Source organism: Bradyrhizobium sp. UFLA05-153 (genome assembly GCF_054185185.1).
Genome location: NZ_JBBIAM010000134.1, coordinates 1 through 24,403, shown reverse-complemented (window position 1 = coordinate 24,403; position 24,403 = coordinate 1). Strand labels below are relative to the sequence as shown.

Annotated in this window: 29 protein-coding genes and 1 tRNA gene; 11 read left to right on the top strand and 19 right to left on the bottom strand. The window is 64.7% G+C overall.

What is annotated here, in order from left to right:
- Nucleotides 1-389: 389 nt before the first annotated feature.
- Together Q2941_RS43395 and Q2941_RS43390 are read left to right on the top strand one after the other, a co-directional pair.
- Nucleotides 390-464 (top strand) — tRNA-Thr (locus Q2941_RS43395).
- A gap of 51 nt (nucleotides 465-515) precedes the next feature.
- Complete coding sequence (locus tag Q2941_RS43390; RefSeq protein WP_458196358.1) at nucleotides 516-866, top strand: RidA family protein; 351 nt, start codon at nucleotides 516-518, stop codon at nucleotides 864-866.
- A gap of 243 nt (nucleotides 867-1,109) precedes the next feature.
- Here Q2941_RS43390 and Q2941_RS43385 read toward each other — a convergent pair whose 3' ends face one another.
- Nucleotides 1,110-1,499, bottom strand: coding sequence for a hypothetical protein (locus tag Q2941_RS43385; protein WP_458196357.1), 390 nt, complete (start codon nucleotides 1,497-1,499; stop codon nucleotides 1,110-1,112).
- Nucleotides 1,500-1,667: 168 nt separating this feature from the next.
- On the opposite strand from Q2941_RS43385, the gene Q2941_RS43380 reads away from it, so the two are divergent.
- Nucleotides 1,668-2,309 carry a response regulator transcription factor gene (locus Q2941_RS43380; RefSeq protein ID WP_458196356.1) on the top strand — a complete coding sequence of 214 codons (642 nt, stop codon included), beginning with the start codon at nucleotides 1,668-1,670 and terminating at the stop codon, nucleotides 2,307-2,309.
- A gap of 52 nt (nucleotides 2,310-2,361) precedes the next feature.
- Here the strand turns inward: Q2941_RS43380 and Q2941_RS43375 are convergent, their stop codons facing one another.
- Complete coding sequence (locus Q2941_RS43375; RefSeq protein ID WP_458196355.1) at nucleotides 2,362-3,249, bottom strand: dienelactone hydrolase family protein; 888 nt, start codon at nucleotides 3,247-3,249, stop codon at nucleotides 2,362-2,364.
- A 202-nt stretch (nucleotides 3,250-3,451) separates the two neighbouring features.
- On the opposite strand from Q2941_RS43375, the gene Q2941_RS43370 reads away from it, so the two are divergent.
- The 4 genes from Q2941_RS43370 (at nucleotide 3,452) to Q2941_RS43355 (ending at nucleotide 6,926) form a co-directional block, all read left to right on the top strand.
- Nucleotides 3,452-4,180, top strand: coding sequence for a helix-turn-helix transcriptional regulator (locus Q2941_RS43370; RefSeq protein ID WP_458196354.1), 729 nt, complete (start codon nucleotides 3,452-3,454; stop codon nucleotides 4,178-4,180).
- An 86-nt stretch (nucleotides 4,181-4,266) separates the two neighbouring features.
- Nucleotides 4,267-5,562, top strand: coding sequence for an O-acetylhomoserine aminocarboxypropyltransferase (locus Q2941_RS43365; protein WP_254110106.1), 1,296 nt, complete (start codon nucleotides 4,267-4,269; stop codon nucleotides 5,560-5,562).
- A 5-nt stretch (nucleotides 5,563-5,567) separates the two neighbouring features.
- Nucleotides 5,568-6,350 (top strand): alpha/beta fold hydrolase, encoded by a 783-nt coding sequence (locus tag Q2941_RS43360; RefSeq protein WP_458196353.1) that lies wholly within the window; start codon nucleotides 5,568-5,570, stop codon nucleotides 6,348-6,350.
- Nucleotides 6,351-6,422: 72 nt separating this feature from the next.
- Entirely contained in the window at nucleotides 6,423-6,926 is a 504-nt protein-coding gene (locus Q2941_RS43355; protein ID WP_254110104.1) for a DUF6496 domain-containing protein, read from the top strand.
- 19 nt (nucleotides 6,927-6,945) lie between these two features.
- On the opposite strand, the gene Q2941_RS43350 is transcribed toward Q2941_RS43355, so the two are convergent.
- From Q2941_RS43350 to phnG, 11 genes are all read right to left on the bottom strand, one after another.
- Complete coding sequence (locus Q2941_RS43350; RefSeq protein ID WP_027520728.1) at nucleotides 6,946-7,899, bottom strand: aliphatic sulfonate ABC transporter substrate-binding protein; 954 nt, start codon at nucleotides 7,897-7,899, stop codon at nucleotides 6,946-6,948.
- 27 nt (nucleotides 7,900-7,926) lie between these two features.
- Nucleotides 7,927-8,136 (bottom strand): hypothetical protein, encoded by a 210-nt coding sequence (locus Q2941_RS43345; protein WP_027520729.1) that lies wholly within the window; start codon nucleotides 8,134-8,136, stop codon nucleotides 7,927-7,929.
- Between the two features lie 506 nt (nucleotides 8,137-8,642).
- Nucleotides 8,643-9,254 carry a pyridoxamine 5'-phosphate oxidase family protein gene (locus tag Q2941_RS43340; protein ID WP_458196352.1) on the bottom strand — a complete coding sequence of 204 codons (612 nt, stop codon included), beginning with the start codon at nucleotides 9,252-9,254 and terminating at the stop codon, nucleotides 8,643-8,645.
- 16 nt (nucleotides 9,255-9,270) lie between these two features.
- The gene (gene phnN / locus Q2941_RS43335) at nucleotides 9,271-9,867 is read right to left on the bottom strand and encodes a phosphonate metabolism protein/1,5-bisphosphokinase (PRPP-forming) PhnN (protein ID WP_458196351.1); all 597 of its coding nucleotides are present in this window, start codon (nucleotides 9,865-9,867) and stop codon (nucleotides 9,271-9,273) included.
- Nucleotides 9,864-11,021: an alpha-D-ribose 1-methylphosphonate 5-triphosphate diphosphatase gene (locus Q2941_RS43330; protein ID WP_458196350.1), complete on the bottom strand. Its 1,158-nt coding sequence runs from the start codon at nucleotides 11,019-11,021 to the stop codon at nucleotides 9,864-9,866. Before Q2941_RS43330 ends, phnN begins: the two co-directional genes overlap by 4 nt.
- A gap of 11 nt (nucleotides 11,022-11,032) precedes the next feature.
- Nucleotides 11,033-11,731, bottom strand: coding sequence for a phosphonate C-P lyase system protein PhnL (phnL, locus tag Q2941_RS43325; protein ID WP_458196349.1), 699 nt, complete (start codon nucleotides 11,729-11,731; stop codon nucleotides 11,033-11,035).
- An 8-nt stretch (nucleotides 11,732-11,739) separates the two neighbouring features.
- Nucleotides 11,740-12,534, bottom strand: coding sequence for a phosphonate C-P lyase system protein PhnK (phnK, locus tag Q2941_RS43320; protein ID WP_027520734.1), 795 nt, complete (start codon nucleotides 12,532-12,534; stop codon nucleotides 11,740-11,742).
- Complete coding sequence (locus tag Q2941_RS43315; RefSeq protein WP_458196348.1) at nucleotides 12,527-13,423, bottom strand: alpha-D-ribose 1-methylphosphonate 5-phosphate C-P-lyase PhnJ; 897 nt, start codon at nucleotides 13,421-13,423, stop codon at nucleotides 12,527-12,529. The genes phnK and Q2941_RS43315 overlap by 8 nt, the downstream gene beginning before the upstream one ends.
- The gene (locus tag Q2941_RS43310) at nucleotides 13,420-14,523 is read right to left on the bottom strand and encodes a carbon-phosphorus lyase complex subunit (protein ID WP_458196347.1); all 1,104 of its coding nucleotides are present in this window, start codon (nucleotides 14,521-14,523) and stop codon (nucleotides 13,420-13,422) included. The genes Q2941_RS43315 and Q2941_RS43310 overlap by 4 nt, the downstream gene beginning before the upstream one ends.
- A gap of 3 nt (nucleotides 14,524-14,526) precedes the next feature.
- Nucleotides 14,527-15,135: a phosphonate C-P lyase system protein PhnH gene (gene phnH / locus Q2941_RS43305; protein WP_458196346.1), complete on the bottom strand. Its 609-nt coding sequence runs from the start codon at nucleotides 15,133-15,135 to the stop codon at nucleotides 14,527-14,529.
- Nucleotides 15,136-15,139: 4 nt separating this feature from the next.
- A complete protein-coding gene (gene phnG, locus Q2941_RS43300; protein WP_035660899.1) occupies nucleotides 15,140-15,553 on the bottom strand; it encodes a phosphonate C-P lyase system protein PhnG in 414 nt (137 codons plus the stop codon).
- 158 nt (nucleotides 15,554-15,711) lie between these two features.
- Between phnG and phnF the strand changes: the two genes are divergently transcribed.
- Complete coding sequence (gene phnF / locus Q2941_RS43295) at nucleotides 15,712-16,443, top strand: phosphonate metabolism transcriptional regulator PhnF (protein WP_458196345.1); 732 nt, start codon at nucleotides 15,712-15,714, stop codon at nucleotides 16,441-16,443.
- Nucleotides 16,444-16,630: 187 nt separating this feature from the next.
- Here phnF and phnE (Q2941_RS43290) read toward each other — a convergent pair whose 3' ends face one another.
- The 4 genes from phnE (Q2941_RS43290) to phnC form a co-directional block, all read right to left on the bottom strand.
- Complete coding sequence (gene phnE, locus Q2941_RS43290) at nucleotides 16,631-17,479, bottom strand: phosphonate ABC transporter, permease protein PhnE (RefSeq protein ID WP_458196344.1); 849 nt, start codon at nucleotides 17,477-17,479, stop codon at nucleotides 16,631-16,633.
- Nucleotides 17,476-18,360, bottom strand: coding sequence for a phosphonate ABC transporter, permease protein PhnE (gene phnE / locus Q2941_RS43285; protein ID WP_458196343.1), 885 nt, complete (start codon nucleotides 18,358-18,360; stop codon nucleotides 17,476-17,478). Before phnE (Q2941_RS43285) ends, phnE (Q2941_RS43290) begins: the two co-directional genes overlap by 4 nt.
- Before the next feature lie 76 nt (nucleotides 18,361-18,436).
- Nucleotides 18,437-19,366 carry a phosphonate ABC transporter substrate-binding protein gene (gene phnD / locus Q2941_RS43280; protein WP_254110095.1) on the bottom strand — a complete coding sequence of 310 codons (930 nt, stop codon included), beginning with the start codon at nucleotides 19,364-19,366 and terminating at the stop codon, nucleotides 18,437-18,439.
- Between the two features lie 51 nt (nucleotides 19,367-19,417).
- On the bottom strand, nucleotides 19,418-20,227 hold the full coding sequence (gene phnC, locus Q2941_RS43275; protein ID WP_027520743.1) for a phosphonate ABC transporter ATP-binding protein: 810 nt from the start codon (nucleotides 20,225-20,227) through the stop codon (nucleotides 19,418-19,420).
- A 174-nt stretch (nucleotides 20,228-20,401) separates the two neighbouring features.
- On the opposite strand from phnC, the gene Q2941_RS43270 reads away from it, so the two are divergent.
- Genes Q2941_RS43270 through Q2941_RS43260 form a run of 3 tightly spaced genes read left to right on the top strand, consistent with a single transcriptional unit; the run spans nucleotide 20,402 to nucleotide 22,974 of the window.
- A complete protein-coding gene (locus Q2941_RS43270; protein ID WP_458196341.1) occupies nucleotides 20,402-21,070 on the top strand; it encodes a transferase hexapeptide repeat family protein in 669 nt (222 codons plus the stop codon).
- On the top strand, nucleotides 21,067-22,254 hold the full coding sequence (locus tag Q2941_RS43265) for an alpha-D-ribose 1-methylphosphonate 5-triphosphate diphosphatase (protein ID WP_458196340.1): 1,188 nt from the start codon (nucleotides 21,067-21,069) through the stop codon (nucleotides 22,252-22,254). The genes Q2941_RS43270 and Q2941_RS43265 overlap by 4 nt, the downstream gene beginning before the upstream one ends.
- 21 nt (nucleotides 22,255-22,275) lie before the next feature.
- Nucleotides 22,276-22,974, top strand: coding sequence for a DUF1045 domain-containing protein (locus Q2941_RS43260; protein WP_027520746.1), 699 nt, complete (start codon nucleotides 22,276-22,278; stop codon nucleotides 22,972-22,974).
- A gap of 3 nt (nucleotides 22,975-22,977) precedes the next feature.
- Here the strand turns inward: Q2941_RS43260 and Q2941_RS43255 are convergent, their stop codons facing one another.
- Both Q2941_RS43255 and Q2941_RS43250 read right to left on the bottom strand, forming a co-directional pair.
- Complete coding sequence (locus tag Q2941_RS43255) at nucleotides 22,978-23,571, bottom strand: hypothetical protein (RefSeq protein ID WP_458196359.1); 594 nt, start codon at nucleotides 23,569-23,571, stop codon at nucleotides 22,978-22,980.
- An 83-nt stretch (nucleotides 23,572-23,654) separates the two neighbouring features.
- On the bottom strand, nucleotides 23,655-24,403 hold a 749-nt coding region (locus tag Q2941_RS43250; protein WP_458196339.1), incomplete at its 5' end, for a selenium-binding protein SBP56-related protein.

The following is a 24,403-nucleotide window of genomic DNA, read 5'->3' as shown; positions in this document are numbered from 1 at the left end:
CCGCTACGGCGCTATTTGAGGGCGCGCGTGCGGACGGCTTTGCTCTACCGAGCTACACCATCACGGGGGACACGACCCTCACCAATCATGATCGACGACAGGATGCCATCGAACGAGGACAGCTCAAGGGGCGGTGGCCGGCCGAAACAACGAAGCGGCCAGAATGGGTCGAATTCAGGGTTTCGGCCAACTGGCCAGTTGGCTGGGGATTTTGCGGAACCAAATCGCCCCAAAGCGGGTCATTTCGGGGCAAATTGGCCCCTTCGGGCACGCAACCGGGCCATTTATCGATTTCGCGGAGCCAGCGCGCTTGCACAGAAGGGGGGCTTGTGGCAGAGATCGCCCCGCTTGGTGGGCCCATGTCGCGGCCCGATTCTTTGCCAGCATCTGCTGCCGTAGCTCAGTGGTAGAGCACTCCCTTGGTAAGGGAGAGGTCGACAGTTCAATCCTGTCCGGCAGCACCAGCCAATCCCATTTGCCGACGACGTCTCGTCCTGCCCCTCACGGATGCCATCTTGATCAAACGTTCCCTGCCCTATGAAGGACTGCTCCACGAGATCGTCGAGCATAACGGCGTGCTCTATCTCGGCGGCGTCGTTCCCGAGGATGCCGGGCTCGACATGGCGGGGCAGGCCAACGATGTGTTTCGCCAGCTGAAGACCCTGCTCGAGGGGGCCGGCTCAGATCTCTCCTGCGTTCTGCAGGTGACGATCTACATGACCGATCTCGCCGACAAGGCGGCGCTCAACAAGGTCTGGAAGCGCTATTTTACCGCGGAACATCTGCCGGCACGTGCCGCGGTCGGCGTCGCGGATCTCGGCCCGGGCGTCAAGCTTGAGCTGACCGCGATCGCCGCCCGCCGCTAGGCCCTTCCGGCTAGCGAGCGCATCCCACGATCATCTCCGGCAGCCGCGAGACCGGCGTCGGTCTCGGTCCCAACCGAAACATCGAAAACAACCCCATGCAAAGTAGCGCGCCATCGCCGCCAGGGGATGCCGAAGACATCTGGCGCGTCGGGCAAATCAGCAGCAAAAATCCATGATCGCGGCCGCAGCGCGCTTTCTGCGCGCGACTGACGCCCCAGGATCGGCCGATCTTGGGGACGGGTGTCAGCCGTTCTCATCAATGGCGACGATGGTCTCAGCGCGCGGCAAGGCGCACACCACCCGCGTGGAGTTCGGCAAAGTAATCGTCAGCCACAAGGTCTCGTCGTCGTGCGCACCGATCACGACGAGGGCTTCGAGGTAGGCCGCTTCGTAATCGTCCGCGACGGAAAAGCCGGCACGCTTCAGCGCACCGCGCTCCTGTTCGTCAAACTTCACAATTGTCGTCTTGGTTTTGGGAAGCCCCGCCGCTCGCCGTTCTATCCGGGTTGGGCGCTGAAGCCTCGTTAATTTGCGGAAAGAAAAACGGCACGCAATCGACGGAACTATCGCGATGCGATCCTTCGCTCTGCCCTCCATCGGTAATTGAAAACCGTTTGGCTTGATCGCGCACATGGCAGGCATTCGCGATAAGGAGATTACTCCCCAGCTTTCATAAGTTTAATTGGCTTTCGACGATTTCAAATCGATAGAAGGCGAAGGAGACTTGGCCGGGCGTGAAGGCGCTGTACGGACAAACAAGAATAACAGGCAAGCACAGCTACTTTTCGTCCCAGGAGAAACATGCGCGGCATCATCCATGTCGTGGATGACGACGTGTCATTCCGAACAGCTATCCAGCGACTACTAGAAAAGACCGGCTACCGCGTCGTCACCTATGCATCGGCTCAGCAGTTGCTGGACCAGCCGCCGGAACCAGATGCCGGTGGCTGCATACTTCTGGATGTCCGGATGCCGGACTTGAGCGGGCCTGAGCTTCAAAGCCGTTTGACCGAGCTCGGCTCGACGCTGCCCATCGTGTTTCTGACCGGCTACCCGGACATCAGCCTCACGGTGAAAGCGATCAAGGCGGGAGCAGACAACTTCCTCACCAAGCCAGTCAGCTCGACGGAGCTACTGAGTGCAATCGAAGCGGCGATGACGCGCTACGAGACGGAACGCGCACGCAACGGCGAATTGGAAGCGCTTCGGGCCCGGCTGTCGACGCTGAGTCCGCGCCAGCGGCAGGTCTTCGAGATCATTGTACAGGGCAAGACAAACAAGCATGCCGCGCGCGAACTTGGCTGTGCCGAGCGAACGATCAAGGCGCATCGGCAAGTGATCATGGAAAAAATGAACGTTCAATCGGTAGCTCGGCTCGTCACGATTGCCCAGCGGCTCGGCATCTCCAGTCCGGGAGAAGAAGGATCACGGGTGCGCGAATAAATCAGCTCGACGGGCGACGCATGACGCCGCCCGCGTGCTGCGTACGCAGCCGTCAGCTCAGAACGCCGTATTTCCTGAACCAGGCCTGCGTCTGGGCCCAGGCATCCTCCGCTGCGTCCTTGCGGTAGCTGGGGCGATAGTCGGCGTGGAAGCCGTGCGGGGCGTCCTTGTAGATCTTGAACTCGGCCGTCTTCTTGTTCTGCCCGAGGGCGGCCTTCATCTGCTCCACCTGCGCGACCGAAATGCCGGTATCGGCTTCGCCATAAAGGCCGAGCACGGGCGCCTTCATCTCGGGCGCGAGCTGAAGCGGGCTCTTCGGCCACAACGGATTGGCGGGATCGACGAGCGAGCCGTAGAACGCAGCGGCCGCCTTCAGCGCATCGCTATGCGCGGCATACTCCCAGACGTAGCGCCCGCCGCGGCAGAATCCGATCATGCCGAGCCTGCTGGTGTCGGCGCCCTGCGACGCGGCCCATGCAACCGTCGCGTCGAGATCGGCGAAAAGCTCGGCATCCGGCTTGGCGTTGACGATCGGCCGGAGCTCGTTGACGTCGGTGATCTTGGTCAGATCCGGGCCCTTGTTGAAGTAATAGTTGGGCGCGATCGCAAGGGCGCCGAGCTTGGCGAGGCGCCGCGTCACGTCCTTGATGTATTCGTGGAGGCCAAAAATCTCCATCGCCACCAGGACCACCGGCGGACGGCTGACGCCGGCCGGACGTGCATAGTAGCCGGGCATTTCGCCCTCGCCGACCTTGATCGTGGCATCCCCGGCCTGAAGGCCGGTCGTGTCGGTGGTGATGACTTCGGCGCGAACGGGTCCCGCGGCAAGCGTGTAGCCCGCTGCGACCGCCGCGGTCGCGCTCATGAAGGCGCGGCGCGAGACCGGAGCGACCCTGGTCAACCCGATTTCGTCGGCAGTCATGATGGTTTCGGCAGTCATTCGGCTTGTCCCTTTGTCTGATGTTCGAGCGCGATGAATTTCATCGGCAATTCGGGACCGAATAGCAAGTCACCAGCCTGCGACGACCCGCGGACGTGAAGTTAGCTCCGCTGGTTGCGAGCGCTGACTCGGCGTCCTACACTCGATGGCCGGGCCGGGTCGCGCAGCGACGATCCGTCAAAGTCCGCTCGGGGGATGCTGGATGGACGTGATCCGCAGTCGCGCGTTCGAATTCGTCGAGAATGTCGGGACACTTCCCGACGCAGCCAGCGTTGTCGACGCCATGGGCCGCGCGCTCGGCCAGCATGGATTCGACTATTTCTGCTGCACCTATGTCGCCCCGCTGTCGACCGAACCTGCGCGCGAGGCCGTTCTCGCCGAACGGCTGCCTGCCGGCTTCCTGGATATGTATTCGGAAGCACAATATGTCTGGGACGATCCGGCGCTGCGCCATTGCAAGGCAACGCTCCGGCCGTTCCGCTGGTTCAGGGAGGCGCCCTATGATCCGGAACGGGAGCCGCGCGCCGCCGAGCTGGTTCGGCGCGCCCGCGACTTCGGAATGGTGGACGGCTTCATGATCCCGGTCGCCTCGCCCACGGGCCGCATCGGGCAGGTCTATTTCGGCGGCGCCGCGATCGAGCTGCCGGACCGTGAAATGCCCGCGCTCCATCTCATGGCGCTTTATGCGTTCGACCGGGCGCTGCGACTGCGCGGCCGGCCCGACGTCCCGCAGCTCGCGTTGTCATTCCGTGAGCGCGAGGTGCTGACGCAGGCGGCGCTTGGCCGATCCACCGACGAGATCGCCGATGCCCTGAACATCACGGGGCGCACGGTGAAGGCCCACATCAAGAGCTGCTGCGAAAAGCTCGGCGCGGCGACCCGCACGCAGGCCGTGATGATCGCGATGCGCGACCGCATCATCTCGCCGTAATCCGGCCCGGTCGACGTACAGGCTGACGCCGCGCGTCGATTTGTGGCACAACGGCCATCCCCGCCGACCGACCAACGAGGCCAAGCATGCCCGCACCCAAGCCGCCTGCCTTCGAAACCCTGAGCCTGCATGCGGGCCAGCATCCGGATCCCGCGACCGGCGCCCGTGCGGTGCCGATCTACCAGACCACGTCCTACGTGTTCCAGGATACGGACCATGCGGCGGCGCTGTTCAATCTGGAGCGCGCCGGCCACATCTACACGCGGATCTCGAATCCGACCACGGGCGTGCTGGAGGAGCGGCTTGCGGCGCTGGAGGGCGGCGTCGGCGCGATCTGCACCGCCAGCGGCCAGGCGGCGATGCATCTGGCTATCGCTACACTTCTCAATGCCGGCGACCACATCGTTGCGTCGAGCTCGCTCTATGGCGGCACCATCAACCTGCTCGCACACACGCTGCCGCGCTTCGGCATCACCACGAGCTTCGTGAAGCCGCGCGACCACGATGCGTTCCGTGCCGCGATCAGGCCGAATACAAAACTCGTGATCTGCGAGACGATCGGCAATCCGGGGCTGGAAGTCCTTGATATCCCGAAGGTCGCTGATATCGCGCATGATGCGAAAATTCCGTTTCTGATCGACAACACCTTTGCCACGCCCTATCTCAGTCGGCCGATCGAGCTCGGCGCCGACATCGTGATGCATTCGGCGACCAAGTGGATCGGCGGCCATGGCATCGCGATCGGCGGCGCGGTCGTCGATGGCGGCCGCTTCGACTGGCGCGGGTCGGGCAAGTTCGCCGTGCTCACCGAGCCCTATGCCGGCTATCACGGCATGGTCTTCGACGAGCAGTTCGGCACGGCTGCCTTCATCATGCGCGCGCGCACGGAAGGATTGCGCGACTTCGGCGCCTGCATGTCGCCAACCAACGCGTTCCAGCTCTTGCAAGGCGTCGAGACACTTCCCGTGCGCATGGACCGTCACATGCAGAACACGCACGCCGTGCTGGAGGCCTTGAAGTCCAACAAGGCCGTCGACTGGGTGCTGCATCCCTCGCTGGAGACCCACCCGGACTATCAGCTCGCAAAGCAGCTGCTGCCGCGCGGCGCCGGTTCGATCGTCTCCTTCGGCATCAAGGGCGGCCGCGCTGCGGGGCGCAAGTTCATCGAACAGCTCCGCATGATCAGCCATCTCGCCAATGTCGGCGACGCCAAGACCCTCGTGATCCATCCCGCGAGCACCACGCATCAGCAGATGGATGTCGAGCAGCTCAAGGCGGCCGGCATCGGGGAAGAGCTGGTTCGTCTGTCGGTCGGCATCGAGACCGCCTCCGACATCATCGATGATCTCGCCCAAGCGCTGCGCATCTCGCAAAAGGTCTGAAAGCCATGAAGCTCTCCGTCAACGGCGCCGAGGTGTTTGTCGCAACCGGCGGCCGCGACTTCGACAAGTCGCTGCCTGCCGTCGTGTTCATCCATGGCGCGGGTTTTGATCACTCGACCTGGGCGTTGCATACGCGCTGGTTCGCCCATCACGGCTATTCCGTGCTGGCCCCCGACCTGCCCGGCCACGGCCGCTCGTCTGGACCCTCGTTGTCCAGCATTGCGGAAATGGCGGACTGGACCGCCGCCCTGCTCGCCGCGGCCGGCGTGGCGAAAGCGCACCTGATCGGCCATTCGATGGGATCCCTGATCTCGCTGGAGGCCGCGGCGCGCCACCCCGACAGGGTCTCGGCGCTGAGCCTGATCGGCACGGCCGCAACCATGACGGTCGGGCCTGATCTGTTGAAGGCCGCAGAGGCCAACGACCAGGACGCGATCGACATGGTCTCGATCTGGGGCCTTGGCTTCAAGGCCGAGCTCGGCGGCAGCCTCGCACCGGGTCTGTGGATGCACGGCGGCGCGCAAGCCGTGTTGAAGCACTGCGAGCCGGGCGTGCTGTTCAAGGATTTGTCAGCCTGCAATTCCTATGGCAACGCGCTCGCGGCGGCCGCGACTGTAAAAGTGCCGACCACGCTGATTCTGGGCGAACGGGACATGATGACGCCGGCGAAAGCCGGCAGGGCTCTCGCAGCGGCGATCCCGCATGCGAAGACCGTCGTGGTGCCGGGCGCGGGCCACATGATCATGGCGGAGCGCCCCGACGATCTGCTGGCGGCGTTGAAGGGCTAAAGAGGATCAATCTGCCGTTCTGCGCGTTGCGGTCAGGACTCCCTTGTCAATCTTCTGAAGGGAACCTGACTCATGCCAAGACGAGAAATCATTCGTAAGGCCAGGCAAGATAAACGCGAAGGCAAATCGCCGAGTACGCAGGCCGGCGAATTCGTGAAGGACGAGATCGACAAGATCCGCAAGGGCAAGCACGGCGCGCGTTCGACGCGCCAGGCCATCGCCATCGGTCTTTCCGAGGCGCGACGCGCCGGCGTCGACCTGCCGCCACCTCGCAAAGGGCGTACGAAGAAGGCGACGCGCCGCAGCGCCAAATATGCCTATGAGGCCGGCCAGGGCAAACGGCATCCAAAGCGCCGGCCACGCGTCTCACGCGCCGTGGAGAATGTGCTGAAGAAGGAGCCGCGCGGGGCCGCTTCACGCCGCGCGCTCTCGAAGCAGGCCAAGCGTGCTGCGAGCCGGCGTAGCGCAGCCTCGCGTTCTGCAGCCGCGCGCAAGGCGAGCCGCACCAAGGGCGCGAAGGCTCGTTCCACCGCCGCAAAGAAGGCGGCGCGCACCAGGGCGCGCCGCCGGAGTTGATGAAGATGAGCGTTCGGGTTCAGGAACCCGGATTCCACTTCCAGACGACGCTCGAGACGTCGATCGACTTCGGGATCAAACCAAGCTTTGCGAAGCGGTCGGCGATCGCCTGCTGACTCCTGATCACCTCCGCATCGAGCGGCACGACGCGATTGTTCGAGCGATCGACGAAGCGCCTGATCGCCTCGATATCGACGCCGGTCGCCTCGGCCTGCGCTTTCGCCACCTCCTCGTGATGGCTCTCGGCCCAGACGCCCTCGGCTGCAAACGTCGCGTTGAGCTTTGCGACCAGCGAGGGGTATTTTTCGACGAAGTCGGAGCCGGCGATGTAAAAGGAGTTCGGCTTGTGTACGTCCTTGTCGAGGACGAGCACGCGTGCGCCCTCCTTCAGCTCGGCTAGCGCGAAGTACGGGTCCCAGATCGACCAGGCATCGACCGCCCCTTTGACGAATGCCACTGTCGCATCGGCCGGCGCAAGCGGCGCCGGCGTGATGTCGCTCCAGGCGACGCCGCCCTTCTCGAGCGCCGCGACCAGGAGATTATGCGCGCTCGATCCCTTGCCGAAGGCGATGCGCTTGCCCTTGAGATCGGCGAGCGTGTGAATTGGCGAATCCTTCGGTACGATGATCGCCTGGGACGTACCGTCCGATTTCACCGCCGCGACATAGCGGATCTTGGCGCTGCCGGCCTGAGCGAAAATCGGCGGCGCATCACCGACATAGCCGAAATCGACGCTGCCGACATTGATGGCTTCCAGCAGCGGCGGACCAAACTGAAAGTCGACCCATTTGATCTCGATGCCGAGCGGCTTGAAGGCATCCTCGATCGTGTGACGTTGTCGCACCGCCGGGAAGAAGCCGCCTTTCTGCGTGCCGATCCGGATTTCGGTCGGCTTGTCTTCGGCGTGCGCGGGAGCGGCCAGCGCGGTTGCGAGCAGCAGGGCGGTGGTCAGGATGGATCGTCGTGTGATCATGACAGATGATTCCTTATCGTTGCCGCTTCAGATGGCGAAAAGCGATTGATTGAGGAGATGGCGCCGTTCGGAGAACACGGCTCGTGCGGCGCGCTCGGCGTCACGAGCGGAACGGAACTGGCGGCCTTCGAGACTGTCGAACAGGCGCTCGGAGGAGAAGAAGCGGAAACCGCGCGCATCTCGCGCGATGATGCCGGCGGTGCGGTCGTGGACTTCGATGATGTAGGCTTGGGTCATGGCTGCTCGTTCGCCGAGGATGTCGGCGTTTCTGTCTCTGAAATTTGCGATTGCAGGTGCGGCTGAAGTGACGATCAGCAACAACAACAGCGGCCGGTCGCCGCAGAGAAACAGCGGCGCGTCATGCGCTTGCGCATGTCGCTTTGAACTCGCTGGTCATTCGTTCTCATGCTGCGGTCTTCGGCATCGCGGGAGCAGTTTCGATACGACGAATATCGGGCGATTGACGCGATCGGTCAATGAAATGGCTATCCATATTTCGCGCGGAGGCGCGTGGGCGCTTCTCTCGCCGCATCGCCCGACAAATGGAATAATCTCGCGGTCGCTTCACCTCGCCCCGCTCGCGGGGAGAGGTCGGATTGCATCGAAGATGCAATCCGGGTGAGGGGGACTCTCCGCGAATCCGCCTTTCACCGTTTGCGTGGAAGCAGCCCTTCACCCCAACCCTCTCCCCGTAAGAACGGGGAGAGGGAGAGGAGAAGAACGGGAGAGAGGGTAAGACAGTATCACCACATCGTCGCGGCCGCGCGGGCGGGCCACGCGCGGTCGTACTCTTCGCCGCCGACCTTGTTCTCGCTCATCTCGGCGAGGATCTGGCCGGGCGTCGGTAGAGTCTTCGGATCGACGCGCTTGTCGGGATTCCAGAGGTCGGAGCGGACGATGGCGCGGGCGCACTGGAAATAGAGCTCATCGATGGTCATCACCATGACGCTGCGCGGCGCCTTGCCGTCGACCTCAAAGGAGGCGAGCAGCTCCGGATCCACCGAGATGTGCGCCCGGCCGTTGACTCGGATCGCGTTGCCGGAACCGGGGATCAGGAACATCAGGGAGACGCGCGGATCACGAACGATATTGCGCAAGGAATCAATGCGGTTGTTGCCGCGGCGGTCCGGCAGCATCAGCGTCTTCTCGTTGTGGATGCGCACGAAGCCCGGCAGATCACCGCGCGGCGAGCAGTCGATGCCCTCCGGACCAATGGTGGCCAGCGCGGCAAAGGGCGATGTCTCGATGAAGACGCGGTAGAGCGGCGTGACGTGATCGGCGACCTTCACGGTCGAGGCGTCGTTGGTGACGCCATAGATGGCCTCGAGCTCCTCGACCGTCGCAATCACCGTCATTCCACCTGCTCCATTGCTACTCGCGCCAGCATTCGTTGCGGATCAGCCGGACGAGCTGGCGGCTGTGATAATCGGCGCTGCCGGCATTGACAATCGTGACGTCGGCATGCGCCGCTGCGTCGTCGACGTTGCGGCTGAGCCGCTCCGTGATGTTGCCGTCGCTGCGGCGCGCCCGCGCGGCGAGGCGCTGGGCAAGGACGTCGGGCGGCGCCGTGATCGCGACCACCACGACGTTGGCATAGGCCTGGCGCAGCGCGCCGATCACCGTGCGCGAGACGTTGACGACGACCGCGCGGCCGGCACGGATATCGTCGTTGATCTCGATCGGCAGCGCATATGAGAGGCCATGTGCCTGCCAATGCGCAGCGAAATCGCCGTGGTCCAGCGCGCGGCGGAATTCGTCCGCAGTCACGGACACATTGTCCTCGGCTGCGGACGCCTCCCGCGTCACGATCCGGCGCGGAAAGACCACATCGTGATCTTCAGTGAGGGCCGCTTTGGCAAGACCAAGCAGCGTATCCTTGCCGGCTCCGCTGGGACCAACGACCAGAACCAGACGTCCGTGCCCGATCGCCGCGATCTGTTGTGGCGCAATTGACGGGCTTTCGCTCATGCGACGCGCCCTCCTTCCCGCCAGACGCTGCGGACCACGGGAACGCTGCCTGCGACATGGACGCGGATCAAGTCGGCGCGCTTGCCGACCGCGATCTCGCCGCGATCGGAAAGCCCGACGGCCTCGGCCGGCGCCTTCGTCACCGTGCGGATCGCGGCCGGAAGGCTGATCGCCGGCACATGCTGCGGCAGTTGCAGCGCAGCCATCAAAAGGCTCGACGGGATGTAGTCGGACGACAGGATGTCCAGGAGCCCCTCGCGCGCGAGATCGACGGCGGCGATGTTGCCGGAATGCGAGCCGCCGCGCACCACGTTCGGCGCGCCCATCAGGATGTCGATGCCGGCTGCGTGCAGGCCGCGCGCAGCTTCCACCGTAGTCGGAAACTCCGCAACCGCGACACCGTCGCGGATCGCGTCGGTCACGTTCTCCTCGGTGGTGTCGTCATGGCTCGCCAGCGGAATTTTGTAGTCCTTCGCCAACGCCACGATCTCGCGCATGTTGGTCGTGGCATAGGTCTGCTGGTAGGTGAAGCGTCTGGCAAAGAGCTCATCGAGCTGGGCGTCGGTCATGCCGCCGCTCTTGCCGCGGTAATAGTCGCGCAGCTTGACTTCGTCGCGGAACTGACGCTGGCCCGGTGTGTGATCCATCAGCGACATCAGCCGGACGTCGGGGCGGCCGACCAACTCCTTGGCCTCCTCGACCACGCTCGGCATCGGGATCTCGCAGCGCAGATGGAGGAAGTGATCGGCGCGTAGCAGATTCTTCCCGCGCGCCGTGGCGATCGCAGCGGCGAGCGTGCCGGCGCGGCCATCGACCTCCTCGGCTCCGTCCTCGCGCCAGACCCGCAGCGAGTCCAGCACCGTGGTGATGCCTGATGTCGCGAGCTGCCCATCATACGAGATGACGGCGGCGACGGGATCCCAGAACACCTTTGGACGCGGTACGTAGTGTGCTTCCAAATGATCGGTGTGCAGCTCGATCAGGCCCGGCGTGATCAGATCGCCGCAGGCGTCCTCGGCGCCCGCAGGCGCCCTGCCCTCGCCGATCTCGGCGATGCGCCCCTTTGCAAGGGCGATCCAGCCCTGCTCGATCACGCTGTCAGCCAGCACGATCCTGGCGTTGGCGATCACGGTTTCATTCGGCTTCACGTTCATTTCCAGGTCCTTCACGCCGCGGCGGCAAAACTGGTGACGTCGACGATGCGGTCGGCGATCAGATGGCGGATCTCGTCGTCATGGACGATCGCGACCATGGCTGTGCCCTTGCGTTTTTTCTCGGCGATCAGCTCGACCACGACGGCGCGGTTGGCGGCGTCGAGCGAGGCGGTCGGCTCGTCGAGCAGCAGGATCGGCAGCTCCGGAATGAAGCCGCGCGCGATGTTGACGCGCTGCTGCTCGCCGCCGGAGAAGGTGGCGGGCGGAAGCTGCCAGAGACGCTCGGGAATGTTGAGGCGATGCAGAAGCGCGCCTGCGCGATGTTGTGCCTCGGGCCGCGCCACGCCGCTCGCGATCAGCGGCTCGGCGACGACTTCGACTGTCGCAACGCGCGGCACTGCGCGCAGGAACTGGCTGACATAACCGATCGTGTCGCGCCGGACATTGAGGATCTGCCGCGGCTCGGCGCTGGCAAGGTCGATCAGCGTGCCGCGATGGCGGATGCCGATGCGGCCGCCGTCGCAGCGATAATTGCCGAAGATCATCTTCAGGATCGACGACTTGCCCGCGCCCGACGGGCCGGACAGCACGACGCATTCGCCGGGATTGACGTGGAACGTTACACCGCGGACCACGGGCAGCTCGACACCACCCTGGAGGTGCATCGTAAAGGTCTTTTGCGCATCGGCGACGTCGATCATGGCAGTCATCAGGCGGCTCATGGCGGCAGAATCGAGGAGACGAGAAGTTGAGTATAGGGCTCGCGCGGGTCGTCGAGCACCTGGTCGGTCAGCCCAGTCTCGATGACGCGGCCACCCTTCATCACCATCACGCGATGCGACAGCAGGCGCGCCACCGCGAGATCGTGGGTGACGATGACGACGGCGAGATGCAATTCGGCAACTAGGTTGCGCAAGAGGTCGAGCAGGCGGGCCTGCACGGAGACATCGAGGCCGCCGGTCGGCTCATCCATGAAGACGAGGCGCGGCTCGGTGACGAGGTTGCGGGCGATCTGGAGGCGCTGCCGCATGCCGCCGGAATAGGTTTTCGGCGCATCGTCAATGCGCGCGACGTCGATCTCGACGCGCTCGAGCCAGTTTGAGGCGGTGTCGCGGATGCGACCGTAGTGATTCCATCCCACGGCCATCAGCCGTTCGCCGACATTGGCGCCGGCGGAGACCGCCATGCGCAAGCCCTGCGCGGGATCCTGATGCACAAAGCCCCAATCGGTGCGGAACAGGAAGCGCCGCTCGGCTTCGCCGAGCGTGGCGAGATCTCGCGTGACGCCATCGCGCATCCGGTAGGACACATGGCCGCTGCTCGCCGCAAGCTGGCCGGAGAGAAGCTGGAGCAGCGTCGACTTGCCGGAGCCGGATTCGCCGACGATCGCCAGCACCTCGCCCGGATAGAGCGCGAAGGAGACGTCGCGGCAGGCGGCGATCCTGCCGTAGGATTTGCTCAAGGCTTCCGCGACCAGCAGTGGCTGATCGTTCTCAAGCACAGGCTCAGCCATTTGATTCCCCTTGCGCCTTCTCCTTGTACGGCGCGGCGCTCAGGCTGCCGTGGTGGCCGGCGGCCTGGCGGCCCTCGCAATAGTCGGTGTCGGAGCACACGAACATGCGCCCACCCTTGTCGTCGGTGACGATCTCATCGAGATACGAATTCTCCGCACCGCACAGCGCGCAGGGTGCGTTGAAGCGGTAGGGCTCGAAGGGGTGATCCTCGAAATCGAGCGACACCACCTGCGTGTAGGGCGGGATCGCATAGATGCGCTTCTCGCGGCCGGCACCGAAAAGCTGGAGCGCCGGGCAATTGTCCATCTTGGGGTTGTCGAATTTCGGCGTCGGCGACGGGTCCATCACGTAGCGCGCGTTCACTTTCACCGGATAGGCGTAAGCGGTAGCGATGTGGCCGAAGCGAGCGATGTCCTCGTAGAGCTTGACATGCATCAAGCCGTATTCGGCGAGCGCATGCATGCGCCGCGTCTCGGTCTCGCGCGGCTCGAGGAAGCGCAGGGGTTCGGGGATCGGCACCTGATAGACCAGCACCTGGTTTGGCCCAAGCGCCGTCTCCGGGATGCGGTGACGGGTCTGGATCACGGTCGCATCAATCGTCGCAGTCGTGGTGGCGACGCCCGCGGTCTTGGCGAAGAATTTCCGGATCGAGATCGCGTTGGTGGTGTCGTCGGAACCCTGGTCGATTACCTTCAGCACGTCATCGGGCCCGAGAATCGCGGCCGTGACCTGCACGCCACCGGTGCCCCAGCCATAGGGCATCGGCATTTCGCGGCTGGCAAACGGGACCTGGTAGCCGGGAATCGCGATCGCCTTGAGGATCGCGCGGCGGATCATCCGCTTGGTCTGCTCGTCGAGATAGGCAAAATTGTAGACAGGCGCGTTCATTCCGCGGCCTCCTTCATCGGCTCGACGTCGTTGGCCTCGGCAAATTCCTGTCGCAGCTTACGCAGCAGGCCAAGCTCGGACTGGAAGTCGACATAGTGCGGCAGCTTCAGATGCTCGACGAAGCCGGTGGCCTGGACGTTGTCGGAATGCGACATCACGAATTCCTCATCCTGCGCCGGCGCAAGCACCTCCTCGCCAAGCTCGCGCGCCCGAAGCGCGCGATCGACCAGCGCCATCGACATGGTCTTGCGCTCGCTCTGGCCGAAGGCGAGGCCATAGCCTCGCGTGAAGCAGGGCGCTTCCGTCGCCGAGCCCTTGAACTGGTTGACCATCTGGCATTCGGTGAGCTCGATCGCGCCAAGCGGCACGGCGAAGCCGACGTCCTCGGCGAAGAACTCGACCTCGACCTCGCCGAAGCGGATCTCGCCGGCGAACGGATGGTTGCGGCCATAGCCGCGCTGGGTCGAGTAACCCATAGCCAGCAGAAAGCCCTCGTCGCCGCGTGCGAGATTCTGCAGCCGCAGGTCGCGATCGGCTGGAAAATTCAGCGGCTCGCGCGTGAGATCGCCGATGGGCACGCCGTCTTCTGCTTGCGGCGACGGCTCAATCAAGCCATCGCGACCGAGAATGTCGGTCACGCGCGGCGTGGCCGCAGGCGAGGCTTTGGCCGTCGCCGGCTCATCCGGCACGAAACCTTCGGCAAGACCCGGATCGAGCAGGCGATGCGTGTAGTCGAAGGTCGGCCCGAGGATCTGCCCGCCCGGAATGTCCTTGAAGGTCGATGACACCCGCCGCTGCACCCGCATGGCGCCGGTGTCGACCGGCTCGCTCGCGCCGAAGCGCGGCAAGGTGGCGCGGAAGGCGCGGACCAGGAAGATCGCCTCGATCAGGTCGCCGCGCGCCTGCTTGATCGCAAGCGCAGCAAGCTCGCGATCATAGAGCGAGCCTTCGCTCATGACGCGATCGACGGCAAGGCCGAGCTGCTCGGAAATCTGATCGAGCGAAATTTCGGGAACGCCCTGATCGCCGCGCCGCGCGTGCGCCAGCAGGCGATGGGCGTTCTCGATGGCGCGTTCGCCGCCTTTGACTGCGACATACATACGTTAACTTCCCTTGTTCACGACCCGCGTGGTGCGCGGGATCGCAACCACGGCGTCATCAGCGACAAGCACAACGTCGATGCCGCGCGGAAACAGCGCGTCGTTGATGCGCAGGCGCTCGAACAGGTCGGCGGGCCGGATCGCCACCTGAAGCCTCGTCATGCCATCAATGCCCGGGCCGCGCAGCTCAAAGGCGGCGCCTGCGTCGAGGCTCTCCACTTGCAGGATCAAGGTCGTCGAGCGGTCCGGATACTCGTTGCTGCCGAGCGCAAAGCGATCGAGCGACGGAAGCGCGGCACCATCCGCGATGAGCGCAAAGCTCGCGATCGAGGAATCCTGGACTATTGGCGCACCGGTGTGGAACTTCAGCCATTTCAGCACGTCGGAGCTTTCAGACATCCGCGCATCGAGCCAGAGCGGCGTGTCGTGATCGAACAGCGTGAGCGCGATCGCCGCCGTGCCGCGCATCATCGGTCCGGGCGCCCCCGCGATCGGCACGATGCGCTGCACCGAGCCCGGCCGCGCCATCGCGTCCATCACCGAGCGAAAGGTCGATTGCGCCGACAACACCTTGTCGGCGAAGCCCGGCGGCAGTTCCGCAATCGTGGTCATGGCCTCACCCCTCACCGCGCACCATGGTGTAGAAATCAACCTTCGTTGCGGCCGTCTGCGCGGCGCGCTGCGCCTGCCGCGCAAGCAGCTCCGCGCGCAGCGGCGCGACGACCTCCCGCTCGACGCCGCCCGCAAACTCTTCCGACTGCACCAGCGCGTCACAGAGCGCGATCAGCCTGGCCTTCTCACCGTCGCGGCCGAGCGTATAGCCGAAACCGACCTCGCCGGTCGCAAGCCGCACCGCGGCGCGCGACACGGTAGCCTCGCCCAGATTGAACGGTGCGCCATCGCCGCCGACGCGGCCGCGCAGCATCACGAGGCCGTTCTCGGGCTCGCGCAGGTCATCATGTCGCGGCAGCGAGAGGCCGCGGAGGCGGCCTGCGATGTCGCTCGCTTCCGCATGCACCAGCACGGCCATCGCCGCCTTGCGCCGGGTCTTGAGGCTGTCTTGCGGGGTCACGTCGGTCACCAGGCTTGCCGAATCCAAGTTGTCTATGATAATAGACAACTTGATAATGAAGCGCCATGACTGTTTCATGACGATCCTGTGATTTTGGAGATGGGCTTCCGGTCGACATGAGCCTTCAGGACACCGCCTCTTCCGGGGTCGCGCTGTGGCGCCTGGTCGCCGACGGCATCGAGCGCGGCATCGCCGACGGCCGCTTTGGCGCCGGCGAGAAGCTGCCGGGCGAGATGGAGATCGCCGAGACCTATCGTGTGAACCGTCATACGGTTCGGCGCGCGCTAGCGGCGCTCGCCGAGCGCGGCCTGGTGCGCGCCGAGCGCGGCAGCGGCACCTATGTCGAGGCGCAGAAGCTCGCCTATCCCCTGCGCTCGCGCACGCGCTTCTCGGAGATCGTCGGCGCCGGCGGCCGCGAGCCGCGCGGGCAGCTGATCGAGGCGTCGGAGGATGTTGCGAGCCGGGAGCTCGCACGGGAACTCGGCGTGAAGACCGGCGCGCCGCTGGTCCGGATCGAATCCGTGCGCTTTGCCGACCGGACGCCGATCTGCGTCTCGACGTCCTGGTTGTCAGCCGAACTCTTTCCTGATGCGGGTGCGGTGTTCGCCGCCACGCGCTCGATGACAAAGCTGCTCGCGCATTACGGCGTCCGCGATTACCGCCGCGGCTCGACCCGGATCACGGCCGGCATCGTCGATGCAACCGACGCCGCGCGGCTCGATCTTACGCTGGGACGCCCGATCCTGGTGGTCGATTCGACCGACGTCGACCCCGACGGCAAGCCGCTAGTGACCAAGCGCTCGCGCTTTGCGGCGGAGCGGGTGGAGTTTCTGGTGGAGAATGGGTGAACGCGTTGCCCCGCAGTAGGTGCACCTCTCCCCTTGTGGGAGAGGTCGGATCGCATCGGCAGATGCGGTCCGGGTGAGGGGTCTCTCTCCGCGAGTGCCGCTGGCTATCGAGTTTGCGGAAAGAGACCCCTCATCCGGCGCTTCGCGCCACCTTCTCCCACAAGGGGAGAAGGGAAGAGTTCGCGCTCTACGCCACAGCCCGCCTGCCGATAATGGCGAAGCGCAGCTTTCCGGAGATGAAGTCGATCGCGGCGACCGCGACCAGGATCATCAGAACGAGGAACGACACCTTCTGCCATTCCAGCACGCGGATCTGCTCGGCGAGCTGAAGGCCAATGCCGCCGGCGCCGACGATGCCGATGATGCTGGCCGAACGCGTGTTCGATTCGATGAAGTAGAGCACCTGACCGGCGATGACCGGTAGCACCTGCGGCATCAGGCCGAAGCGGATCTCATGCAAGGCACTGCCACCTGACGCCCTGATGCCCTCGACCTGCTTCTTGTCGGCCGCCTCGATCGCCTCCGAAAACAGCTTTCCCAGCGCGCCGAAGTCGGAAACCATGATCGCGAGCACGCCGGCGAACGGGCCAAGGCCGACCACATTGATCCAGACCAGCGCCCAGATCAGCGTATCGACGCCGCGGATCGAATCGAGGAAGCGCCGCACCGGAAAGCGGATGATGTTCGGCGGCACGATGTTGCGCGCCGCAAGCAGGGAGACCGGCAGCGCCAGCATTGCGGCGAGTGTGGTGCCGAGCAGCGCGATCGACAGCGTCTCCCCGAGCGCCTTCAGATAAAGCGGCAACGACGTTCCGGGATCGGGCGGGATCATCATCATGGTGATCCAGCCGAGCTGCTTCAGTCCCGCGATGAACCTTGCCGGCTCGAAGCCGAGATCGTGCAGGCCGAAAATGAAGACGGCGAGCGCGGCTGCGATCATGGCAGGTGTCGCAAGGCGCGCCGCAGCCGGCCGTTCAAAGGCATCGGGATATTTCGCCCGCAGCGCCGCCGTGTCCGGCTTCTCAAGCTCCTTCATGACCGCGCATCCTTGCCGAACAGCCGCGCGCGCAGCCAACCGGTGGTGATATCGATGACGAAGATCGTGAGCACGATCATCAGCAGGATCGCGCTGACGTCGGAGTAATAGAACTTGCGGATCGCGACCACGAGCTCCTGGCCGATGCCACCGGCGCCGACGAAACCCATTACCGAGGATTCGCGAACATTGATCTCGAAGCGCAGCAGCGCGTAGCTGACATAGCCGGCCGAGACCTGCGGCAGCACGGCAAAGCGCATGCAGGACAGCCAGCTCGCGCCGGTCGAGCGCACGCCTTCGACCGGCTTCATGTCGGCATTCTCCACGATCTCGGCGAACAGCTTGCCGAGCGCGCCGGTCGAGTGAATGGCGATCGCCAGCACGCCGGCCATCGGTCCGAGCCCGAAGGCCATGACGAAGATCAGGGCGAACACGATGCCCGGCACGGTGCGGGCGAATTCGAGCAGCCGGCGCACGGTGAAGCGCAACCAGGGCGCCGGCGAAGTGTTTTCGGCGGCGAAAAAATTCAGGCAGAAGGCGCAGACCGCGCCGATCAGCGTGCCGACATAGCTGATCAGCAGCGTCTCGCCGAGCAGCTTGCCCCATTTGTACCAGCCCCACAGCCACTCGCCGGGATCGGTCCAGACGCGCTGGCCGCTGTCGAGGGTGAGGATGCGATCGAAATAGCTGACGAAGTTGCCGAAATAGGTGAACAGCGTCCGCAAGTTCACTTCAGCCCCGACCGCGGCTAGGATCAGTGCGGCGATGAACACCACGGCGCCGGCGAACAGCCGCAGGCGCTTGCGCGCCACGGCCTGGCGGTAGGCCGCGTTCAGCGCCGTCAGTTGCTGCTCGGGAAGGATCGAAACCGCGATGGTCATGGGGTCAGCGGACAATGCTCGATATAGAAAAGAGCCGGGTCGATTGACCCGGCTCCAGGTGCGTCGTCCCGTTTGATCAGGACGCCTTCTTACGCAGGTTGTCGACGAATTTGATCAGCTCGATCGTCTTGTTGTAGTCGTCGGTGGCGATCGGCTCCCAGGGCTTGTTCTTGCCGTCGGAGAGCTTCTTGAACGCCTCGGGATCCTTCTGCGCCGCCTCCAGGAAGGCCTTCTTGATCGCAGCCTTCATGTCCTCCGGCAGGTCGCTGAGATAGGCGTAGGGCGAGTTGATGATGAGGTCGGACTTCACGACGATGCGGAAGTCTTCCTTCTTCATCACCGTGCCGTCGGCTGACTTCACCATGCCCTTGTTGAGCATGCGGGTCAGGTTGGAATCGTCATCGGCGTTCCACCAGTTGGCGGCGACGTCGACGGTTCCTTGCGCGAGCGCGAGAACGGCGTTCTCGTGGCTGCCGGTGAAGACCACCTTGGAGAAATAGGCGTCGGGATCGATGCTCATCTGGTTCAGCTTGAAGCGGGGCATGTTGTTGCCAGAAGTGGAATTCGGATCAACAAGCCCGAGATTCTTGCCCTTGAGGTCCTCGATCTTCTGGTACGGCGACTTCGCCAGCACGTAGAACACCGAGTAATAGCCCTTCGAGCCGTCGGAGTTGACGTCGATGACGAAGGCATCGGTCTTCACGCCGGTGAGGCGGGCGCGCGCGAAGGACGCCGGACCGTAATAGCCGATATGGATGTTGCCGGCACGCTGGCCTTCGATGAGGGCAGCGTAGTCATTGGCAACACGCAGCGTGACCTTGATGCCGAGTTCCTTGGACAGATAGCTGATGAAAGGGGCGTAGCGCTCGGTAACGCCCGAGCCGTTCTCGGCCGGAATCGCGGCGAAGGTGATCTCCGGATATTTGGTTTTCCAGTCCTCGGCGGACGCGGATGCGGTGAAGGCCAGTGCGGCGGCGCCGGCAAGGACGATGCGACGAGTGATCATGATACCCTCTTGATCGGTTGGACGCGGTGAACGCAAAACTTGGGTCGCAGCTCAGGCGGCGGCAGCGGTGCCGAGCGCCGGAACGGCTTCGGGCACGGGCAGCGGCACGCCGCCCATGACTTCACTGGCTTCGAGATCGTAGAGCTCGCGCGCGACGTGCTCGGTGAGCGCCGACGGCGCGCCGTCGAACACCACGCGGCCCGCCGCCATGCCGATCAGGCGGTCGCAATAGCTGCGCGCCAGATCGAGCGAATGCAGGTTACAAATCACGGTGATGCCAAAATGCTTGTTGATGCGTAAGAGCGCATCCATCACGATCTTCGTGTTGCGCGGGTCGAGCGAGGCGATCGGCTCGTCGGCGAGGATCAGATCAGGCTGCTGCACCAGCGCGCGGGCGATCGCAACGCGCTGCTGCTGTCCGCCGGAGAGCTGGTCGGTACGCTGTGCCGCGAGCGAGGCCATGTCGAACTGCTCCAGCGCCGACATCGCCAGCGCCTTGTCCTCTTCGAGCCAGGCCTGCGTGAGCGAGCGCCAGGCTGGCATCGCGGCAAGGCGCCCCATCAGCACATTGGTGAGCACATCGAGCCGACCGACGAGATTGAATTGCTGGAAGATCATCGCGGCACGGGCGCGCCATTGCCGCAGCTCCTTGCCGCGCAGCGCGGTGACGTCGACGCCGTCGAACAGGATGCGCCCCTCTGTTGGCGTCGCCAGGCGGTTGATGGTCCGCAGCAGGGTCGACTTGCCGGCGCCGGAACGGCCGATCACGCCGACGAAGCCGCCGGGGGCGATTTCAAACGAAGCACCGTCCACCGCGGCTTTTGCGCCGAAGCGGCACGTCAGACCTTCAACCACCAGCATGCAGGGGCTCCCAACTAGCTGGGCCCAACCGCTAACGCCACCGCTTTACATTTGTGTGACAGCGGCACTGCGGTGCGGCGATGCTACGCACGTCGTCCCCTGTCATCTCCTCGTCATGACATCGTCATCAAGCCGCTCGAAGACGAACTCCCCTCCCCTGTTGACGGACGCACCATGGTCGCCAAAGCGCTTTCGGTCCAACCGACCATCGATCCCACCGCCAAGCTGCACGAGACCAAGCTCGGCGCCTATTGCGAGGTCGGCGCGCGCACGATCCTGCACGAGGTGAGGATGGGGGACTATTCCTACGTCGTGAACGATGCCCAGATCACTTACACGACGATCGGAAAATTCTGCTCGATCGCAGCGATGACGCGCATCAATCCCGGCAACCACCCGATGCACCGCGCCAGCCAGGCCCATTTCACCTATCGTGCCAGTGCCTATTTTCCGGGCGAGAGCGACGAGGACGAGTTCTTCAACTGGCGGCGCCAGCATCATGTCCATATCGGCCACGACGTCTGGATCGGCCATGGCGCGATCGTGCTGCCGGGCCGCAATATCGGCACTGGTGCCGTGGTGGCGGCAGGCGCCATCGTCACCAAGGACGTGCCCGCCTACACCATCGTCGCCGGCAATCCGGCCCGCCCGGTCCGGCGGCGGTTCTCTGACGAGATCGCCGGCCGACTGGCAAGGCTCGCCTGGTGGGACTGGGATCACGAAAGCTTGCGCGAGGCCTTGCCTGATTTCCGCAGGCTCGGGATTGAAGATTTCCTCGCAAAGTACGAAGCACGGCTCGTTGCCAACCATTCTTCCCCCAGCAAGCGAAGCATCCTCGCGTGACCGAAATTTTTCTTGAGGGCGGCCGGGCCCTGATCGGCTCGGAGATCGTCGAAACGTCACTTGTTGTTTCCGGGCAGGATATCGCGGAGATCGGACGCGGACGCGCGCGGCTCGCAATCGACGCCCGCAACCTGCTGGTCCTGCCGGGCATCGTCGACCTGCATGGCGACGCCTTCGAGCGGCAGATGATGCCGCGCCCGGGCGTCGACTTCCCGATCGACGTGGCGCTCGCCGACAGCGACCGGCAGGCCGTCAGCAACGGCATCACCACCGTCTTCCATGGCACGACCTGGTCGTGGGAGCCGGGCTTGCGCTCTGGCGACAATGCACGGCGCCTGCTCGAGGCGATCGAGCGCTTGCGGCCGCAATTTGCCGCCGACATCCGCTTCCATCTGCGGCACGAGACCTACAATCTCGACGCGGAGGACGAGATCGGCCAATGGCTCGCCGAAGGACGGATCGATCTGTTCGCCTTCAACGATCACATGGCTTCGACCATCCGCGATCTGGCGAAGCCAAACAAGCGTGGCCGCCTGGTCGACCGGACCGGACTGTCCGACGCGGCCCTTGAAGAGCTGGTCGGCCGCGTCGCCGCTCGCGCGGCGGACGTTCCGGCGTCGACTGCGCGGCTCGCCGCCGCGGCGCGCGTGGCCGAGGTGCGGATGCTCTCGCATGACGACGCGACACCGGCGATGCGCAAGGCGTATCGTGATATGGGTGTCACGATCGCCGAATTTCCGGTCAACGAGGAGACGGCGCGCGAGGCCGCGGCGGCCGGTGACGCCATCATCTATGGCGCGCCGAACGTGGTGCGCGGCGGCAGCCACACCGGCTGGACCAGGGCGTCCGACATGATCGCCAAAGGGCTCTGCTCGGTGCTGGCGTCCGACTATTATTATCCGGCGCAATTGCTCGCCGCCTTCCGGCTCGTGGCTGATGGCGTGCTTCCGCTGGCGCAGGCCTGGAAGCTGATTTCGGAAGCACCGGCAGAGGCCGCAGGCCTGTCCGATCGCGGTATGATCAAGGAGGGACGGCGCGCCGACATCCTGCTGGTCGACGACACCGTGCCGCTGCGGCCGCGAGTGGTCGCGGTGATCGCCGCAGGCAAGCTCGTCCAACTCACCGATGGCACGCGCCTGCTGGGCTCAGCCGCGGCGCCGCGTGAGGCTATCGCCGCCGTCTAAACCCGCTATATATCTGAGGCGATGACAGGTTTCCCCCGCTACGCGATCTACTATGCCGCCGATGCCGAGAGCGCGCTGTCGCGCTTCGGCGCCGAGCTGCTCGGCTATGATGCCCACACCGGCCGTGAGCTGCCTTTTCCTGCCGATGCGCTGCAGCTTGCAGCCGGTTGGCACGACGTCACGGCCGATCCCCGCAAATATGGTTTTCATGGCACGCTGAAGGCGCCGATGGCGCTCGCGGGCGGAAAGACCGAGGCCGAGCTGGTTGCGGCGTGCGCAGCGTTGGCGGGCAAGCCGCGGCCGATCCCCATGATTCGCCCGGTCGTGGATTCCATCAGCGGCTTCATCGCGGTGATCCCGGCCGAGCCGGTCCGCGAATTGACGCAGCTCGCCGCCGACTGCGTGCGCGATTTCGATGCGTTTCGTGCACCGCTGACGGCGGACGATCGCGCGAGGCGCACCCCGGAAAGACTGCCCGAGCGGCAGCGCGATTATCTCGATCGCTGGGGCTACCCTTACGTGATGGAAGAATTCCGCTTCCACATGACGCTCACCGGCCGGCTCGATGCGGAGCGGCGCGGGCCGATCGTCGAGATGCTGCGGAAGCGGTTTGCGGAGCTGCGCCTTGTAACGCTCGCCATCGACCGCATCGCGCTGTTCCGGCAGGAAAACGCCGCGGCACGCTTTCACATCATCGGCGAGTGGCCGCTGACGAGGTGAGGCTCATCGCCAGCTCACGAGGTTGAATGCGAGCGCGGCGGCGCCGACCAGGACGAGGCTCGCAGCCCAGACCGCATCCAGATTGAACCAGCTTCGCGATACGAACTTGAGACCGAGATAGCGGTAGACTAGCCACCCAAGGCAACCGCCCGCCGCGACCATGGCGAGGACGTGCACGAGCGAAACCAGCACCGCCATTGCAAGATTCGCCGTGACGAGAGCGCCGGCCGCTTGGTGGGCCGCGTCGAGGTCAGCGGCCTGGCACAGCCCGAGATAGATCGGCACCAGCATCAACGCGGCGCCATGGGCGATGGCAACCGCAAACGACCACAGCGCCAACTGTGTTGGCGGTATCCGCGCCAGCGCCCGCGGATGGCGCCGGTCGATGAGACGGTAGGCGCCGAAGCCGATCACCAGCAGGCTCGCGCCGAGCTGGATCGGACGCTGCCACTCGGCCAGCGCCAGCAGCAGCGCGAACGGCAGCAACACCAGGAACGTTGCCAGCAGATGCCCCGCCGACAGCGCTCCGAGCGCGCCAAGCAGCGCGCGCGGACTTCGTTCCATGAGCCCTGCCGAAACCGCGAGCGGCCATCCCATTCCCGGATTGATGCCGTGATAGATGCCGCTCGCAAGGAGAGCGAGCCAGAGCCAGCCGAGTGTCCGGCTCGCCTCTCCCCAATCTAGGCCGACGGATAGCAAAAGGAATCCGTCGAACAGTCGCCGCCCTCAAGTCTCACCTGGTGGGCCCGATAGCCTTCGGGGAAGTTGACGAAATAATCGCTGGCGAGCTCGAGGCCGCCGTTGCGACCGACATTGGCCATCACTTCGACGCCGGGAACACCATCGGGATAGAACTGGTCGTCCCAGGTCGAGTAGAGCGAGTTGGTCCAGTACACCCGCTTGCCGTCGCGGCTGATCTCGACCATCTGCGGGCCACCGGCATAGGCCTTGCCGCTCGGATGCGGCGCGCGACGCACGATGCCTCCGGTGTACACCGAGCCCGCAAACCTGGGTTTCCGAGGATCGCTGACGTCGTACTGGCGCATCTCGCCGGTGCCCCAGCAGGAGACGTAGAGAAACCTGTCGTCCATCGACAGATCGATGTCGGTCACCAGTGGCGGGACCGCACCAAAGCCCTGCAAGAGCGGTGGAAGCTTTTCCTTCGGCGCAGGCTCCGGTGGAATCGTCGCCGTCTTTTCGGCGTGGAATTTTCCGCCCTCGCGCCACCAGGTCCAGATCGAGCCTTCCAGATTGGTGGTGTCGACCACCACGCCGGCAAAGCCATATTCACGAACCGGATCGTGCGCGGGCCGCACCTCCAGCGCCATCTGATGGTTGGCACCGAGGTCGATGGTCTGGACGTTGCGCCGGGCCCGGAGATCCCAGAAGTGGAGCCGGTGGCCATATTTGTTCGACAGCAGATCTTCGG